Below are 15,812 nucleotides of genomic sequence, written 5' to 3' on the forward strand. Positions count from 1 at the left end.
CACCGGGCTTTTTCACGCGCCAACGCCTGGTTAACGCCCCGACGCTCGCGCCATGCATCGCTGATAACGCTCATCCACCCGCTTGGCAAACCACGCTGTGGTCAGCTTGCGCGTGATCTTTGGGCTCTTGAGCACGATCCCCGGCAATACCGCCCGTGGCAACGCTTTGCCCTCGGCCTTTTCAGCCAGTTCGAACACGCGCTTGTAGAGCTTGCTGTCCTCGAACGCCAGGCTGTCACCCTGCTCCAATTGATCGCGAATGGTCGGGTTGCGCATTCCCAACGACTTGCCCAGCGTGCGCACCGCCAGTTCCGTACTGCCTGGCATGATGGAATCATGGGCAATCAGATCGCCGTCCAGCGCCAGGGAAATGCCCGACGCCACACTCACCGCATGCTGGAAAGCTGCGTTGCGGCTGGCGTACCAGCCAGCATTGAAATCGGCAAAACGATACAACGGCTCGGTGTAGCTCACCGGATAGCCCAGTAAATGCGCGATGCCGAAATACATCCCGCCACGACGACTGAACACTTCGCGACGAATCGAGCCTTCCACCGTATAGGGATAATTGCGCGCATTGGCCTGGGCAAACGCGATGCTGACCTGCATCGGTCCACCGGTGTGCACCGGATTGAAACCGCCGAACAGTGTCTTGCCCAGCGGCACCATGCTGATGAAATCATCGAAAATCTCGCTCAGCTCCTTCTCGCTACGCGCCGCATTGAGCCGATCGCTGTAGCTTTTGCCGTTGGACGAACGCACCTGGAGTGCGCCACTGACCAACAGCTCCGGAATGTGCACCTTCGCCGCCCGGCGGTTGATTTCCTGACGAGCGATCTTGCCCAGCCCCGGCACTGGCGGATCGGATTGGAACGTCGACTCCTGTTCGGTCACCGCCAGGACAGCACAGATGTTCTGCGTGGTAGAGGGAATCTGCTGGGCTGCAAAGGCCACGTAGATGTCAGTCGCCCAGCCTTCACGATCCACAGTCTTGGCCGGCAACAACTGCACAATCTGTTTCTTGACCTCAGCAGGCTGACGCTCAGGCTCCTGCGCCTGACGGCTGCCACAACCGGCCAAGGCCAGCAGCGCAGCAAGGCTGATCATCAATCGGTTGAATTGCATGGTGCTCCATCGGGTTCGTTATTCCGGAGCAACCATACGATCAAAAGTGGATGCGGGCTATGCCCAATGTGGGAGCGAGCTTGCTCGCGAAGGCGGCGGCACGGGCAACACTGATACAAGCTGACCCACCGCTATCGCGAGCAAGCTCGCTCCCACAGGAGAATGGTGGTGTACCTAGAATCTCCTATCATCTAAAACCATGTGGGAATGGCGGTGAACATGGACTCACAGCCAACTCCGGGGGCAGTGCGGGATCAGATCCCGCTCAGCGCCAGGTCCATGGCAAAGTAGGTGAAGATCAGGTCTGCCCCCGCCCGCTTGATGGCGCCAAGGCTCTCGCGTACCACGCGGGCTTCGTCGATGGCACCAGCCTGGGCGGCGAACTTGATCATCGCGTATTCGCCACTGACCTGATAAGCCGACAACGGCAGGTTCGAAGCCTGGCGAATGTCGCGGATGATATCGAGGTAGGCACCGGCCGGCTTGACCATCAGCGCATCGGCACCCTCCTGCTCGTCGAGCAAGGATTCGCGCAATGCTTCGCGGCGGTTCATCGGGTTCATCTGGTAGCTCTTGCGGTCGCCTTTCAACGCGCTGCCGCCGGCCTCGCGGAACGGGCCATAGAGTGCCGAGGCGAACTTGGTGGAATAGGCCATGATTGCTGTCTGGCTGAAGCCGGCTTCATCCAGGGCCCGGCGAATCGCCTGGACCTGCCCGTCCATGGCCGCCGATGGCGCGATCACATCGGCACCGGCGCGGGCCGCCGCCACGGCCTGCTTGCCCAGGTTGACCAGGGTCCGGTCGTTGTCCACTTCATCGCCGTGGAGCACACCGCAGTGACCATGATCGGTGTATTCACAGAAGCAGGTGTCGGACATCACGATCATCTCCGGCACTGCGTCTTTGCAGATCCCGGCCATGCGCGACACCAGGCCGCGCTCGCTCCAGGTATCGCTGCCGTCGTTGTCCAGGTGATGGGACACACCAAAGGTCATCACCGACTTGATGCCGGCACGGGCATAGCGCTCGATCTCGCCGGCCAGCTTCGATTCAGGAATGCGCACCACGCCGGGCATGCTCTTGATCGGCACAAAATCATCGATTTCTTCTTCGACGAAAATCGGCAGCACCAAGTCGTTCAAGGTGAACTCGGTTTCCTGGAACAAGCTGCGCAGGCTTGCATTGCGACGCAGACGGCGTGGACGTGCTTCGGGGAACTGGCTGGACATGGGGCTCCTGGGCAGAAATGGGTGCTCGATCACAAAGGGCAAAGCTTATGCCCTGGCCGGCCAGGGCACAAACGGCGGGTGGAAAACAGAGTGTTACCGGCCAGGCAATAATCTACTCGCAAGGTCAGCGAGCCATTGATGCACGTCAGCCGGTGGCTTGTAATCGAATCGGCGAGTCGTCGGGTTTAACTCATTCCGGAATCTTCAACCCGCGCGCCACAGCCGGTCGAGCCAGGAAGCGCTCCAGCACCCGCGTCACATTGGGGAAATTCTGGATACCGACCAAATCACCGGCCTCGTAAAATCCGATCAAATTGCGCACCCAGGGGAACGTGGCGATATCCGCGATGGTATAGCGCTCACCCATGATCCAGTCACGCCCTTGCAGACGACCATCGAGCACCTTGAGCAGGCGCTTGCTTTCCTCGACGTAGCGATCGCGCGGCCGCTTGTCCTCGTAGTCCTTGCCAGCAAACTTGTTGAAGAACCCCAGTTGCCCGAACATCGGCCCGATCCCGCCCATCTGGAACATCAGCCACTGGATCGTCTCGTAGCGCGCCGCCGACTCCTGCGCCAGCAACTGCCCGCTCTTGTCCGCCAGATAAATCAGGATCGCCCCCGACTCGAACAAAGCCAACGGCTGGTCGCCCGGCCCATGGGGATCGAGAATCGCCGGGATCTTGTTGTTGGGGTTCAGGGAAAGGAACTCGGGCGACAACTGGTCGTTGCTGGCGAAGTCCACTTTGTGGGGCTCGTACGGCAGGCCGATCTCTTCCAGCATGATCGAGACCTTCACGCCGTTGGGGGTGGGCAGGGAGTAGAGCTGGATCCACTCCGGGTACTGGGCAGGCCACTTTTCGGTGATGGGGAATGGGGTCAAGTCGGGCATGGGGTCGGCTCGGAAATGAAGGAAAGCCCGAGGATAATCCAAGATGTACGGGACGGCATCACTGCCCGTCACGGAATTCACATCGGCCCTTCTTAAATCCGCAACATCCTGTCGCTAACATTCGCCCTACCTCCACACAGGAGGCCTTACAGTGCACCGGGACCCGCCAGGATCGAACCAAAGGGCTTGAAGGGACTCTGAGCAATGCCCCCGAGGATTCAACGCGGCGTAACGACAGGGAAAACACCCGAAGCCAGCCGCTTCGTGGTGCCAGGGTTTGTCAGCCTGACTCAAGAGTGCTGAAGAATAATTATTCGATGATGAACCCACTGAATTTCGCCAGACGCTTCAAACACCGTTCGTGGCTACTGCTGCCGACGCTGCTTGTGGTCTGCGGCCTGGGATTGGCGCTGGAATCCAGCATCAGCCGGGCCCAACCAGCCGACGGCGTGCAGACCCTGGTGTTCCTGCGCCACGCCGAGAAACCCGCCGGTGGCCTGGGCCAACTCAACTGCCAGGGCCTCAACCGCGCCATCGACCTGGCCACCCTGCTGCCGGAAAAATTCGGCAAGGCCGACTACGTGTTCGCGGCCAACCCGACCCGCAATGTCGAAGAGGGCGAGCAGGACAACTCCTACAGTTATATTCGCCCGCTGATGACCATCAGCCCCAGCGCCATCAAGCTCGGGTTGCCGGTGAACATCAATTATTCGGCCAACGACACCAGCGACCTGGCTGACGAACTGCTGCACGACAAGTACCACAACGCCACCATCTATACCGCCTGGTCCCATGGCTACCTGCCGGAGCTGATCAACAAGGTCGCCGGCGAGGCGGTCGGCAAGGAGCAAACCATTACCGAAGACTGGGCCTCGGGAGACTTTGATTCGCTGTATGTGCTGACCCTGACCTGGCACAACGGCAAGGCCAGCCTCACCAGCCAGAGCTACAAGCAAGGCTTGGACAATGGCAAGGAAGCCTGTCCGACTTGATCAGTCGCTAATTCCCTTTGTGGGAGCGAGCTTGCTCGCGATAGCGTCAGACCCATTGATATTGATGTGACTGAAACACCGCTATCGCGGGCAAGCCCGCTCCCACAGGGATTGACAGTGGATATCAAACCTGTGGTCACCCTCCCCGGGGCACACGCTCCCGCAGATATTCCAGCACCGCCGCCTGCTCCCCCGAGAACTCGATCCGCAGCCCCTTCTTTTCCCGTTGGAACACGTACATCGGGTCGTAATACTCGCGCAGCAAGCCTTCGATCCAACCGCGATGCAAGTCGACGGCGCCGCTGTTGGCCTGCTCGGCCAGGGCGGTTTCCAGGATGTTCATCAGGCGCCGGTGACGGTCACCGCCCAGGCGCTTGTGGATGTTGTCCAGGCTTGCCAGCAACCGCTCGGAAAACAACGAGAAACCTTCGTCGCCATGTACGGCGACAAATTCCGCGCACAGGTCGATGACGTAATCCTGCAGGATCCGCTCGACCCGATGCTCCAGGCTGTCTTCCAGCCAGACCATCGGAACCTGTTGCATGCGCTGGTACAAGGGCAGCGGCAAGGCACAACTGCCGACCGCACGGCTCTCATCTTCAAGCACGAATTGTTCGATGCCACTGGCGCGTTTTTTCAGTACGTCCACGGCCAGGCGGTTTTCAAAATCGATGTTGGAAGGCTGGCCGGTGGCGCGTTTGCCGAAGCTGGAACCGCGATGGTTGGCATAACCTTCCAGATCCAGGCTATTGCTCAGTTGCCCCAGCGCTTCGGTCTTGCCGGTGCCGGTCATGCCGCCCAGCAGCACCAGGTCGCATTGGGCTACCGCCTGCTCGACAGTGTCCAGCAAAAAGGTGCGCATGGCCTTGTAGCCGCCGCCGACCCTGGGGTAATCAATGCCCGCTTCATCCTTGAGCCATTGCTGTACGATCTGCGAACGCAGGCCGCCGCGAAAGCAATACAGCACGCCGTCAGGATGGGTCTTGGCGAACTCGGCCCAGGCCCGGATGCGTTCGGCCTTGATTTCGCCGGACACCAGTTGATGCCCCAGGACAATGGCGGCCTGTTGCCCCTGCTGTTTGTAGCAGGTACCGACACGTTGCCGTTCGCTGTCGGTCATCAACGGCAAATTGATCACGCCGGGGAAGGCCCCCTTGATGAATTCGACCGGGGCGCGCGTGTCCATCATCGGCCGGTCGTTGAGGAAGATGTCGCGGTAATCGGTGATGTCATTGCTCATCAAGACACCTCGACCGCATAACTCTGTCGCTCGACCAGTTCGCCGATAGGTTCCAGCGCCAGCCCGAGTTCAGCGGCAACCCGCAGGAACTCGGCCTCGCCTTCAGGGGTGACGGCAATCAGCAGGCCGCCGCTGGTCTGCGGGTCGCACAGCACGCGCTTGTGCAGTTCCTGGACCCGACCGACCTTGCTGGCGTAACTGTCGTAGTTGCGCAGCGTACCGCCCGGCACACACCCCTGGTCGAGGTAGTACTCGACACCCGGCAGGCGCGGCACCGCGTCATAGCGGATGCGCGCGGTCAGTCGACTGCCGTCGACCATTTCCACCAGGTGACCGAGCAGGCCGAACCCGGTGACGTCGGTCATCGCCGTCACGCCGTCGAGCTTGCCGAAGCGGCTGCCAGGTTTGTTGAGGGTGCACATCCAGTCACGGGCCAGGCCGACGTCGGCGGCGCGCAGCTTGCCTTTCTTTTCCGCCGTGGTGAGGATGCCGATACCCAGGGGTTTGGTCAGATACAGGCGGCAACCGGCGGTGGCCGTGTCGTTGCGTTTCATATGGCGCTTTTGTACCAGGCCTGTGACCGCCAGGCCGAAAATCGGCTCAGGCGCGTCGATCGAATGCCCGCCGGCCAGGGGAATACCGGCCTCGTCGCACACGGAGCGACCGCCGCGAATCACTTCCCGGGCAATTTCCGGGGCCAATACGTTGACTGGCCAGCCGAGAATCGCAATGGCCATCAGCGGGTCACCGCCCATGGCGTAGATATCGCTGATGGCATTGGTGGCGGCGATGCGACCGAAATCGAAAGGATCATCGACAATCGGCATGAAGAAGTCGGTGGTCGAGACCACCCCGCGCTCCTCGTCGATGGCGTACACCGCAGCATCGTCCCGGGACGCATTGCCGACCCACAAATTGGGATCAAGGTTCTGCGCACCGCTGCCGGCCAGGATCACTTCCAGTACCTGGGGCGAAATCTTGCAGCCGCAGCCGGCGCCGTGGCTGTACTGGGTCAGGCGAATCGGCTCGCTCATGGGCATACCTCTGGTCAGTCAAGATGGCCGATTCTACCAGCAACGCTACCGACTCAGTGCCGCGTCGAGCACATGCTACTGCAACACGTTGGTGCCACTTCATACGACGCTGCCGAATTCGGTGCACCAAGCCTGACCAACAGGACAGGAAAAAAGCCTGAACCCCATGCGTTTCAAGCCAATACAAAAAACTGGTACGACATGTGCAAACGTTTGCGCAATCGATCCTACCCAGCGGATCGATGGCTTTTTTTCAACCACGGAACCCGGGCTTCGGCCCGCACGAACAAGGACTTTCCATGCACTGCACTTCCCGGTGTCGCGCTACACCCGGCGTATTGGCAGCCGCCCTGCTACTGACCGCCGTTACCGGACTACTCAGCACCACGACCCAAGCCCAAACCGCCGAGGCGTCCGCCCAGGGCGAAGCCCTCAGCCCCGAGGCTACCCCCTCGAAAAAAGGCGCTTACCTGTCGGACTGGTACAACCAGGACCTGACGCTCATCGGCAGCAAGGACATCAGCTTCGGCCCGCAACCGGTCGACGATGTCTATCTGGAATATGAATACTTCGGACGCAAAGGGCCCTTCGAGCTCTATGGCTACGTCGACATTCCAAAGATTTTCAACATTGGCAACAGTCACGACAAAGGTGTGTGGGACCACGGTTCCCCCGTATTCATGGAGCACGAACCGCGTATTTCCATCGACTACCTTGCCGGTCGCAGCCTGGCCATCGGTCCGTTCAAGGAGTGGTATGTGGCGTTCGACTGGATCTACGATCACGGCAGCAACAGCGCCAATCGTGCGAATACCTTGTACAGCGGCCTGGGCACCGACATCGACACCCACTCGAGGGTCAACCTGTCGGCCAACTTCTATGGTCGTTATCAGTGGGAAAACTATGGCGCCAGCAATGAATACTCCTGGGACGGCTACCGCGCCCAGCTCAAATACATCGTGCCGATCAGCCAGTTCAGCAACGGCGCATCCCTGACTTACATTGGCTTCACCAACTTCGATTTCGGTTCGGACCTGCACAAGGACAACCCTGCCCGGACCGCCAACGCCACGGTCGCCACCAACGTCCTGCTGTATTCGTTCACGCACCTGCGCTTTACGCTGGTGGGCCGCTACTTTCACAACGGCGGCAACTGGCAGGACGGCAGTGAGCTTAACTTTGGCGACGGCAACTTCCGCGCCCGCTCCGATGGCTGGGGATACTACGCCGGGGTTGGCTATCAATTCTGAGCAAACCGTAGAAGCACCACTTCGAATCCATGGAGGTCACGAATACATGATCAATCGCCTGTCTATTTCAATCAGCCTGGCCTGCACGGCCCTGTTCTGCTCGACTGCCGGGGCCGCGCCGCCGCTTCAACCCAAAGTGATGCTGATCACGATGTTCGCCCCCGAGGCGCAGAACTGGATCGAACGCCTCGAACTCAAGACTGAAATCCGCGTGCCGGGGCTGTCCGCCGAGTATCCGACGATCCGCTGCAATGCCGAACGGGTCTGCCTGCTGATCACCGGCATGGGCCAGACCAACGCTGCCGCCTCGACACTGGCCCTGGCGCTCTCCCCCACCGTCGACCTGCGTAAAAGCTATTTCCTGGTGGCCGGGATCGCCGGCATCAACCCGCACCACGGCACGCTTGGCACGACGGCCTGGGCCCATTACCTGGTGGAGTTCGGCACCCAGTGGGAGCTGGATTCGCGGGATGTGCCCAAGGACTGGCCCACCGGCTACCTGGGCATCAATACCAAGGGGCCGAATGAAAAGCCGCCGCTGGACTACAAGACGGAAGTCTTCGAACTCAACCCGGCCCTGCAAGCCAAGGCCTTTGCCCTCAGCCAGAAGGTGAGCTTGGCGGAAAGCAAGGAATCGGCGGCCTGGCGCTTGAAGTATCCGTACGCCCCGGCCAACCAGCCGCCGGTGGTGACCCGCTGCGACACCCTGGCCGGCAACACCTGGTTCTCCGGTACGCGCCTGAGCGAGCGTGCCGAAGTCTGGACCCGCCTGCTCACCGATAACAAAGGCGTCTACTGCACCACCCAACAGGAAGACAACTCCACCTACGAGGCCCTGCTCCGGGCCAGCCGCGAAGGCCGGGTGGACATCAACCGGCTGGCCGTGCTGCGGGCCGGGTCCGATTTCGACCGCCCCGAGCCCGGCGGCAACGAAGTGGACAACCTGCTCAAATATGCCGACCAGGGCGCGTTCGTCCCGGCGCTGGAAAACCTCTTCCGCACCGGCAACCCGCTGGTGCAGGACATTGTGAAAAACTGGTCGGCGTGGAAAGACGGCGTGCCTGGTCTTTGATCAACAGCCGCCCGGCTCTTGGGGAGAAGGGAATGATCTGTGGAGCAAGGCTTGCCCGCGATTAAGTCGACGCGGTCCTTTGTGAACCGAGGCGCCTGCATCGCGGGCAAGCCTTGCTCCCACAGATTGAGGCTAATCTCTACAGATCACTCAATGGAATTTTCCATTGCGGGAAGAATCACTTGAACATCAGCCGTGCGTACCCATCCAGGAGACCGCCGATGTCCCTCGACCCTGCTGCCGACAGCACTCATCTTGATTACGCTCTCGACACGATGTTTGGTCGCAATACCACAAGTGTCAGCTGCGAGTTCGACGTCAAACGCCTTGACGACGGCAGACCGCCATGGTTCACGCTGCACGTGCGACCTCCGCTGCCGAAGGATCTGCACAAGGCCCAGCTCGTGGTGTTCAATGCCGAAGGCCGACGCATCAGCGGCATTGTCCGGCGAGCCAAACGCCTGGCAGACGACAGCCTGCAATTGGACGTGGAACCCGACTGAGTGCTTCAGGCCGGGTTCCCACGCTGATCGAGCGCTTCCTTACGCATGTCGCGAAGTACTCAGTCGAACTTGACCAGGTTCAGCACCGGCAATGGCCCGCCCGGGAATTGAGTCAAGCGTGCGCCAACGCTCAATGGGCCCAGGTCCACGCCGAAGAATCCCAGCCGGGCGATCAACTGCGCGACTTCCCCACGGGCCTGCTCATCGTCGCCAGTCAGGAATAACACGCGCTTGCCGCCTTCGGACGCTGGATCAGCCTCCAGCAGGCGCGCCAACATGTGGTTGAACGCCTTGACCACCCGTGCCCCCGGCACCCATTCGCTGAACACCTTGGTAGAAGCCCGGCCCTGCAGATCAATCGCCTCGAACTCCGGGACTTTGATTGCGTTGTTGGCATCGATCACGATTCGTCCGGCAAAGTCCGGCAAGCCACTCAACGCCTGGGGCAACTTCGGCCAGTTGACGGCCACCAGCACCATGGGTTGGGCAGCGGCTTGCTGCACGGTGCCGGCGCGTACGTTGGGGCCGAGCTCGGTGACCAACCCGGCCAGGCTTTCGGGGCCGCGGCTGTTGGCAATCACGACGTTGATGTTCTGGCGGGCCAAGGCCCGAGCAAATGCACTGCCAATGGCGCCAGCGCCGATGATGCCGATGGTGTCGATGGTGTCGATGCTGCTCATGTCGTATGTCCTCAAAGTTGGATAACCCTGGGCGGTGATGTCCGCCGTTGAGGTGCATATTGCCCTTGCTATTACGTCATGATTAGCCAGTAATACGTTGAATCATTTTCAAGCATTACTATCAGGCCACTTTGATGGAAAGCCTCGCCAATCTCGAATGCTTTGCCCGCAGCGCCGAAACCGGCAGTTTCTCGGCGGCCGCCAGGTTGCTGGCCCTGACGCCCGCGGCCGTGAGCCGCAATGTAGCAATGCTGGAGCGAAACCTGGGGGTGCGGCTGTTCCAGCGCTCGACCCGCAAGCTGTCCTTGACCGAGAACGGCGAACACTTCCTGGCCAGCATCGGCACGCATCTCGAAGCCTTGCAGGTCGCCATCGGCGCCGTGACCACTGAGCGTGGCGAGCCGGCCGGGGTACTGCGCCTCAGCCTGTCGCCAAGCTTCGGCATCGGCCATGTGCTGCCGTTGCTGCCGCAATTTCTGGCCCTGCACCCGTTGATCCGCCCGCAATGGCATTTCGAGAACCGACGGGTAGACCTGATCGCTGAAGGTTTCGACGCGGCGATTGGCGGCGGCTTCGAACTGACACCTGGCGTGATCTCGCGAACCTTGGCGCCAGCACATCTGGTCGCGGTAGCCAGCCCGGCCTACCTGGCCGCACGCTCCTGCCCCGAACACCCAGAAGACCTGGCCCGCTTCGATAACATCGTGCTGCGCTCCAGCCTCACCGGGCGGGTACGCCAGGCCACGATGCGCAATGCTGCCGGATTGGAGTCGGCGTTGCGGCTGCCTGAATCCATCATTCTCAACGACCCGGTCGCCATGCGCGAAGCCACCTTGCTGGGCCTGGGCATTTCGCTGCTGACCGTGCCGGATGTGCTGCCCTGGCTGGAACGCGGCGAACTGGTACGGCTGCTGCCAGACTGGTACATGGACCTTGGCTTGATTTCCCTCTATTACCCCAGCCGCACGCTGATGCCGGCCAAGACTCGCGCCTTTATCGACTTCATCACCGAACACTTCGAGCGTGAGGGATTGGCGCAGCGTTTCAGTGCTGCGCGGGGTTGAGCCCTGGAATCCTTCGTGCCCGCGCTCGCGATGACGTCAGCCCAGACACCCCACCCCCGTGGCGATCGGCTGCTAGTTCAAGTGTGCGCGGGCATATTCGCGAAAAATGTACGATCACCATCTCGAGCAAGCTCGCCCCCACAGTGGGTTTGCGATGCGGGCGGTGCTAACGTGGCGCCTCGACGACTGACAAGGATGACCGCGTGCTGCTGCTCAAATTGCTGGTGATTCCCACGTTCCTGCTGCTGATTTCCCGGGCGGGCAGGCGTTGGGGGCCGAGCGTGGCCGGCTGGCTCTCGGGGTTGCCCGTCGTAGTGGGACCGATCCTGTTGTTCCTGGCCGTGGAACAAGGCGAGCTGTTTGCCGCGCAGTCGGCGACCGCGGCACTGGCGGCGATGTTCGCGATGATCGCTTTCTGCGTGGTGTACGCCCAGGTCGCCCAGCATCGCAACTGGCCCTGGGCGCTGGGCATCGCGCTAGGGGTCTGGGCCTTGGTGGCGTTGATCCTGTCCTGGCTACCGGCTTCGCTGCCGTTGTCGAGCCTGATCGCCCTGGTCGCGCTGCTGGCGGCGCCATATCTGTTCCCGACGGTCCGGCCGGTGATGAACGGGCCGGCGGCCAAATCCGACAAATTGCTGCTGCGCATGATCGCCGGCGCGCTGTTGACCCTGGCGGTGACGCTGCTGGCCAGTACCGTGGGCGAGCGCTGGAGCGGGCTGCTGGCGGTATTCCCGGTGTTGGGCAGTGTCATGGCGGTGTTCTCCCAACAAACCCGGGGACCGGCCTTTACCGCCGCGCTGCTGCGGGCGACGGCCACCGGCATGTATTGCTTCGCCGCCTTCTGCCTGACCCTGGCCCTCGCCCTGCCGGTGCTGGGCATGCCCGCCTTTGCCTTGGGCGTCGCGGTGTCGATGGCCATGTTGCTGGTGACCCGACGCCTGCTGGTGCGGCCACCGCCCGGCGACACCGCACACCTTTCGCCAAAATGACGGTCTCTTCTGCACTGGCGCTGGAGTCAGGTGCGACGCCCATGGGATGATCGGCCTCCAGGCACGACCATCTGTGGAGCGTTTCAATGTCATTGCTGAGTAAACAAGCCGCCGCCCTGTTGCTGGGGGCCATCGCCAGCCTGGTCGTGGTATCCGCCCAAGCGGCCACGGCCAAACCTGCCGGCGATGCACCGGCGCAGAAAGTGTCGATGCTCGGCGGCAAGTTCACCTTCACCTTGCCCAAGGGCTTCACGGCGACGCCGCTACCCGCTGGTGAAGTGGCCCAGGGCACCGCTGGGGCGACAGGGACGATGTACAGCAATGCCACCAGCAGGACCGTGGTGATTGCCGCTGAGAACACCATCGTCAACGGTACGAATGTGAAGGACGACGATGGTGCATTCCTCGACACCACCATGGCCGACTTCGCCGCCCAACGCATCAAGGCCCTGCCGGACGCCAAGATCCTCAGCGAAAAAAGCCTGACCCAAAAAGGCACCGGCCTGGGCCTGCGTCAGCTCGACACCAGCGCGACCCAGGGCGGCGGGCCAACCCTCGACACCACGTTGCTGGGCGCCTCCGGTACGCACATGGCCGTGGTGCAGGTCATCTCCCGGGCCAGCGACAAGGCCGGTCATGAAGCGTTGGTGAAGCAGATCGCCAGCGGTAAATAAGCGCCCCGGAACATGTGGGAGCCGAGCTTGCTCGCGATGGCGTCGGCACACTCAACTTTGATGCAAGCTGACCCACCGCTATCGCGAGCAAGCTCGGCTCCCACAGGGTTTCCCCACAAGGGCTTAGGGTAGTCAGGGATTGAGCCGCTCCAGCCAGGCCCGCAGGTCCTGCACTTCCAGGGCGCTGATGCTGTGGCCGACGCCCGGGTAGGCATGGAATTCCGGTTCCAGCGCCAAGGTCTTCAGGAAGCTGTTGGCCTCGGTACCATCGTGGTAGGGAATGATCGGGTCTGCCGTGCCATGGCCGATGAACACCGCCAGTGTCCGGCGCGATTCATCTGGGGTCAGTTCCGCCCGCAGCACTGACAGGACCCGCCCACCCATTGCGGCAATACCGCCGACGGCTTCGGGGTGTCGCAGGGCCACTTCGTAGCTCATCATCGCGCCCTGGCTGAACCCTACCAAGTAGACCTTGCTCGCATCGGTCGAGTACTTGGCCCGAGCCTTGTCGATGAAGTCCAGCAGCATCTGACCGCTGGCCTTCAAGTCCGAGGTGTCACCGTCGTAGGCACCGTCGCCCGTCTTCGCGAACCACTGATAACGGTCCTGTTCCATGCTCTTCGGCGCCCGCACCGAGAGGTAGTTGTAATCCCGGGGCAACTCGCTCTTGAGTTCGAACAGGTCCTGTTCGTTGCTGCCGGAGCCGTGCAGGAAGATCACCAGCGGGCGGTTGCCGGCTTGCTCATCGGCTTGGGCCAGGTAGTTGAGCGGCAAGTCCGTGTGCAGCGAGGGTTGGGCTTGCAACCCGGACGAGACCAGCAATAGAAACAGGGCGAGCGCTTTAAACATCAATCTTCCTCCATCGTTCGATAGCCGCACGACAAGAAGCGTGCGGTGAGGTAGACAGCACTTATCAGTCGTTGCTCAATTTCCCCGTACGAATCGGTTCACGCCCGGCGACTTTTACCTGCCAGATGCCCGGCTGGGTGTAGCGCCCGCGGTCCAGGGCAAACAGCACGCCACTGGTGCCAGCCCGCACGGTGGTGACCCGATCATTCAACGGATCGACCACTTCGAACAGCGGATCGCCGCGCTCCACCCATTCACCGGCCTCACGCAGGAAGCTCACCACACCATGGTGCGGCGCGAACAGGTATTGGGTGCCTTCGAACGGAAAGCCTTCGCAGCATTCGGCGGGGGCGGATGGCCAGTCCCCGGCGATAAAACCCTGCTCGGCCAAAAACCCGAGGATGGCTTCACAATTGGCCTGGGCCTGTTCCACTCGAGTGTCGCCCATGCTGCCCAGCTCCAGCGTCGTCGCCAGGTTCGCCGCTGGGATCGACGCCGCCGGAAAGGTTTTGGCCAGGCGCAACCAGGGTGAGGAGCAGGACTCGTCGAACGAACTGCCACCGGAATCTTCACTCAGCAACGCCACCCCGGCCTTCAAGCGTGCGGCCAGGGAGCGCCATTGCGGCCACTGTTGCGGCAAGGCATACAAGTGGATCGCTGCCTCGAAATCGCAATGCAGGTCCAGGGTGATGTCGGCGTCGCAGGCATGGCGCAGCAGCAGGCGATGCAGTGCTTCAAGTTGCGAAAGCGGCGCCGGCAGCTCGTCGAGAACCTGGGCCATGGTCTGGCGGATCAAGGTGATGTTGGCGGCCGGGTCGTCACCCAGCCGATCACCGATGCGTTGCGCCACCGGCGCACTGAGCTCCACGAAAGAGCGGTTGAAATTCTTGCCACTGCCCAGTTCGAAACGCCCCATGTGGGCGCTTTGCAGATGTTGATCCAGGCCGATGGGATTGGCCACCGGCACCAGCTCGATCACCCCTTTGAGCAGGCCTTGCGCCTCGAGGTCGTTGAGCCGCTGCTTCAGCTCCCAGGCAGTACGCATGCCCGGCAGTTCGTCGGCGTGCAGGCTGGCCTGGATATAAACCTTGCGCGGGCCATGGCCGTAACGAAACACACTGAGCCGACGCTCGGTGCCCAGGTGGCTCCATGGCAGGGTATGGTCGATGCGTTGCATGAAATCTCCGAATAACTAGGCGTAGGAGCTGTCGAGCGAAGCGAGGCTGCGATCTTTTGATCTTTCGCTCTGGACTCAACTGGCAGTGGAAAGATCGCAGCCTCGCTTCGCTCGGCAGCTCCTACAGCAGCTCTTAGCGATTAATGCCCGTAGACATCAAAGGCGAAGTATTTGTCCTGCACTTTCTTGTACGTGCCATTGGCGCGGATTTCGCTGATGGCGGCGTTGAATTTGTCGGCCAGGACCTTATCGCCCTTGCGCACCGCAATGCCGGCGCCACCGCCGAAGTATTTCGCGTCTTCATAGGTCGGGCCCACGAAGGCGAAGCCTTTGCCAGCATCGGTCTTCAGGAAACCGTCGTCGAGGTTGACCGAGTCGGCCAGCATGGCGTCGAGGCGACCAGCAACCATGTCCAGGTTGGCTTCCTGCTGGGAGCCGTAGCGCACCAGGTTGATCCCGGCGGGCACCAGCACTTCAGTGGCGAAACGGTCGTGGGTACTGGCACGCAGCACACCGACTTTCTTGCCCTTGAGCTCGGTCAGCGGGTCCTTGACCTCGGAGCCTTCCTTCATCACGAACCGCGCCGGGGTGTGGTAGTACTTGATGGTGAAATCGACGTTTTTCTTGCGATCGTCGGTGATGGTCATGGACGACAGGATCGCATCGATCTTCTTCACTTTCAGCGCGGGGATCAGGCCATCGAACTCCTGCTCGACCCAGGTGCACTTGACCTTCATCTGCTCGCAGAGGGCGTCGCCGATATCGACATCGAAGCCGGTCAGCTTGCCGTCGGGGGTTTTCATCGAAAAAGGCGGGTAACCGGCTTCGATCCCGAGGCGGATCGGCCTGGCCTCTTCGGCCACGGCCGACAGGGACAATACGGACAGTGCCAGGGCACCGAACATGGCTAGCTTGTTCATTTTCGCTCCTGAGTGCGCAGGTATTTTATTGATCGTTATAGGCAGATTCGTAAGCAGCGTTCGGTCAGCAAAAACCGAAGTGGCCGGGAGTCTAGAGGGGCACTCGGGAGGGGAATTATGTTGAG

The 15,812-nt window shown here is 61.4% G+C and carries 16 protein-coding genes; 7 read left to right on the plus strand and 9 right to left on the minus strand.

All coding sequences use genetic code 11. The features are described 5' to 3' along the window. Window positions 1-30: 30 nt before the first annotated feature. From AB4O09_RS20475 to AB4O09_RS20485, 3 genes are all read right to left on the minus strand, one after another. Window positions 31-1,125 carry a DUF1615 domain-containing protein gene (locus tag AB4O09_RS20475; RefSeq protein WP_003200061.1) on the minus strand — a complete coding sequence of 365 codons (1,095 nt, stop codon included), beginning with the start codon at window positions 1,123-1,125 and terminating at the stop codon, window positions 31-33. A 254-nt stretch (window positions 1,126-1,379) separates the two neighbouring features. After that, window positions 1,380-2,354: a porphobilinogen synthase gene (gene hemB, locus AB4O09_RS20480; RefSeq protein WP_003200059.1), complete on the minus strand. Its 975-nt coding sequence runs from the start codon at window positions 2,352-2,354 to the stop codon at window positions 1,380-1,382. A 190-nt stretch (window positions 2,355-2,544) separates the two neighbouring features. After that, window positions 2,545-3,243, minus strand: a complete 699-nt coding sequence (locus tag AB4O09_RS20485) for a glutathione binding-like protein (RefSeq protein ID WP_003200057.1) — start codon at window positions 3,241-3,243, stop codon at window positions 2,545-2,547. 317 nt (window positions 3,244-3,560) lie between these two features. Between AB4O09_RS20485 and AB4O09_RS20490 the strand changes: the two genes are divergently transcribed. Then, complete coding sequence (locus AB4O09_RS20490; RefSeq protein ID WP_027912578.1) at window positions 3,561-4,235, plus strand: hypothetical protein; 675 nt, start codon at window positions 3,561-3,563, stop codon at window positions 4,233-4,235. A 136-nt stretch (window positions 4,236-4,371) separates the two neighbouring features. Here AB4O09_RS20490 and mnmH read toward each other — a convergent pair whose 3' ends face one another. Both mnmH and selD read right to left on the minus strand, forming a co-directional pair. After that, complete coding sequence (gene mnmH, locus AB4O09_RS20495) at window positions 4,372-5,475, minus strand: tRNA 2-selenouridine(34) synthase MnmH (RefSeq protein ID WP_003200052.1); 1,104 nt, start codon at window positions 5,473-5,475, stop codon at window positions 4,372-4,374. Beyond that, a complete protein-coding gene (gene selD, locus AB4O09_RS20500) occupies window positions 5,475-6,509 on the minus strand; it encodes a selenide, water dikinase SelD (protein WP_460107404.1) in 1,035 nt (344 codons plus the stop codon). Before selD ends, mnmH begins: the two co-directional genes overlap by 1 nt. 299 nt (window positions 6,510-6,808) lie before the next feature. Between selD and AB4O09_RS20505 the strand changes: the two genes are divergently transcribed. The 3 genes from AB4O09_RS20505 (at window position 6,809) to AB4O09_RS20515 (ending at window position 9,334) form a co-directional block, all read left to right on the plus strand. Continuing rightward, window positions 6,809-7,759, plus strand: a complete 951-nt coding sequence (locus AB4O09_RS20505) for a nucleoside-specific channel-forming protein Tsx (RefSeq protein ID WP_003200049.1) — start codon at window positions 6,809-6,811, stop codon at window positions 7,757-7,759. A 46-nt stretch (window positions 7,760-7,805) separates the two neighbouring features. Beyond that, a complete protein-coding gene (locus AB4O09_RS20510) occupies window positions 7,806-8,831 on the plus strand; it encodes a purine-nucleoside phosphorylase (protein ID WP_460107407.1) in 1,026 nt (341 codons plus the stop codon). A gap of 221 nt (window positions 8,832-9,052) precedes the next feature. Further along, entirely contained in the window at window positions 9,053-9,334 is a 282-nt protein-coding gene (locus AB4O09_RS20515; RefSeq protein ID WP_003200045.1) for a hypothetical protein, read from the plus strand. 59 nt (window positions 9,335-9,393) lie between these two features. On the opposite strand, the gene AB4O09_RS20520 is transcribed toward AB4O09_RS20515, so the two are convergent. Further along, complete coding sequence (locus AB4O09_RS20520; protein WP_028237658.1) at window positions 9,394-9,996, minus strand: NADPH-dependent F420 reductase; 603 nt, start codon at window positions 9,994-9,996, stop codon at window positions 9,394-9,396. Between the two features lie 152 nt (window positions 9,997-10,148). Between AB4O09_RS20520 and AB4O09_RS20525 the strand changes: the two genes are divergently transcribed. The 3 genes from AB4O09_RS20525 to AB4O09_RS20535 all read left to right on the plus strand — a co-directional run bounded on the left by AB4O09_RS20525 (window position 10,149) and on the right by AB4O09_RS20535 (window position 12,741). Then, window positions 10,149-11,078 (plus strand): LysR family transcriptional regulator, encoded by a 930-nt coding sequence (locus AB4O09_RS20525; protein ID WP_028237659.1) that lies wholly within the window; start codon window positions 10,149-10,151, stop codon window positions 11,076-11,078. Between the two features lie 203 nt (window positions 11,079-11,281). Then, window positions 11,282-12,067: a hypothetical protein gene (locus tag AB4O09_RS20530; protein WP_027912582.1), complete on the plus strand. Its 786-nt coding sequence runs from the start codon at window positions 11,282-11,284 to the stop codon at window positions 12,065-12,067. Between the two features lie 86 nt (window positions 12,068-12,153). Continuing rightward, a complete protein-coding gene (locus AB4O09_RS20535; RefSeq protein ID WP_038856190.1) occupies window positions 12,154-12,741 on the plus strand; it encodes a DcrB/PsbP domain-containing protein in 588 nt (195 codons plus the stop codon). Between the two features lie 132 nt (window positions 12,742-12,873). Here AB4O09_RS20535 and AB4O09_RS20540 read toward each other — a convergent pair whose 3' ends face one another. From AB4O09_RS20540 to AB4O09_RS20550, 3 genes are all read right to left on the minus strand, one after another. Continuing rightward, a complete protein-coding gene (locus tag AB4O09_RS20540) occupies window positions 12,874-13,590 on the minus strand; it encodes an alpha/beta hydrolase (protein ID WP_003200040.1) in 717 nt (238 codons plus the stop codon). A 64-nt stretch (window positions 13,591-13,654) separates the two neighbouring features. Beyond that, window positions 13,655-14,767: a M14 family metallopeptidase gene (locus AB4O09_RS20545; protein ID WP_013692677.1), complete on the minus strand. Its 1,113-nt coding sequence runs from the start codon at window positions 14,765-14,767 to the stop codon at window positions 13,655-13,657. Between the two features lie 140 nt (window positions 14,768-14,907). Next, the gene (locus AB4O09_RS20550; protein WP_038859017.1) at window positions 14,908-15,687 is read right to left on the minus strand and encodes an ABC transporter substrate-binding protein; all 780 of its coding nucleotides are present in this window, start codon (window positions 15,685-15,687) and stop codon (window positions 14,908-14,910) included. Window positions 15,688-15,812 lie beyond the last annotated feature (125 nt).

The sequence above is a fragment of the Pseudomonas sp. H1_F01 genome (assembly GCF_054681425.1).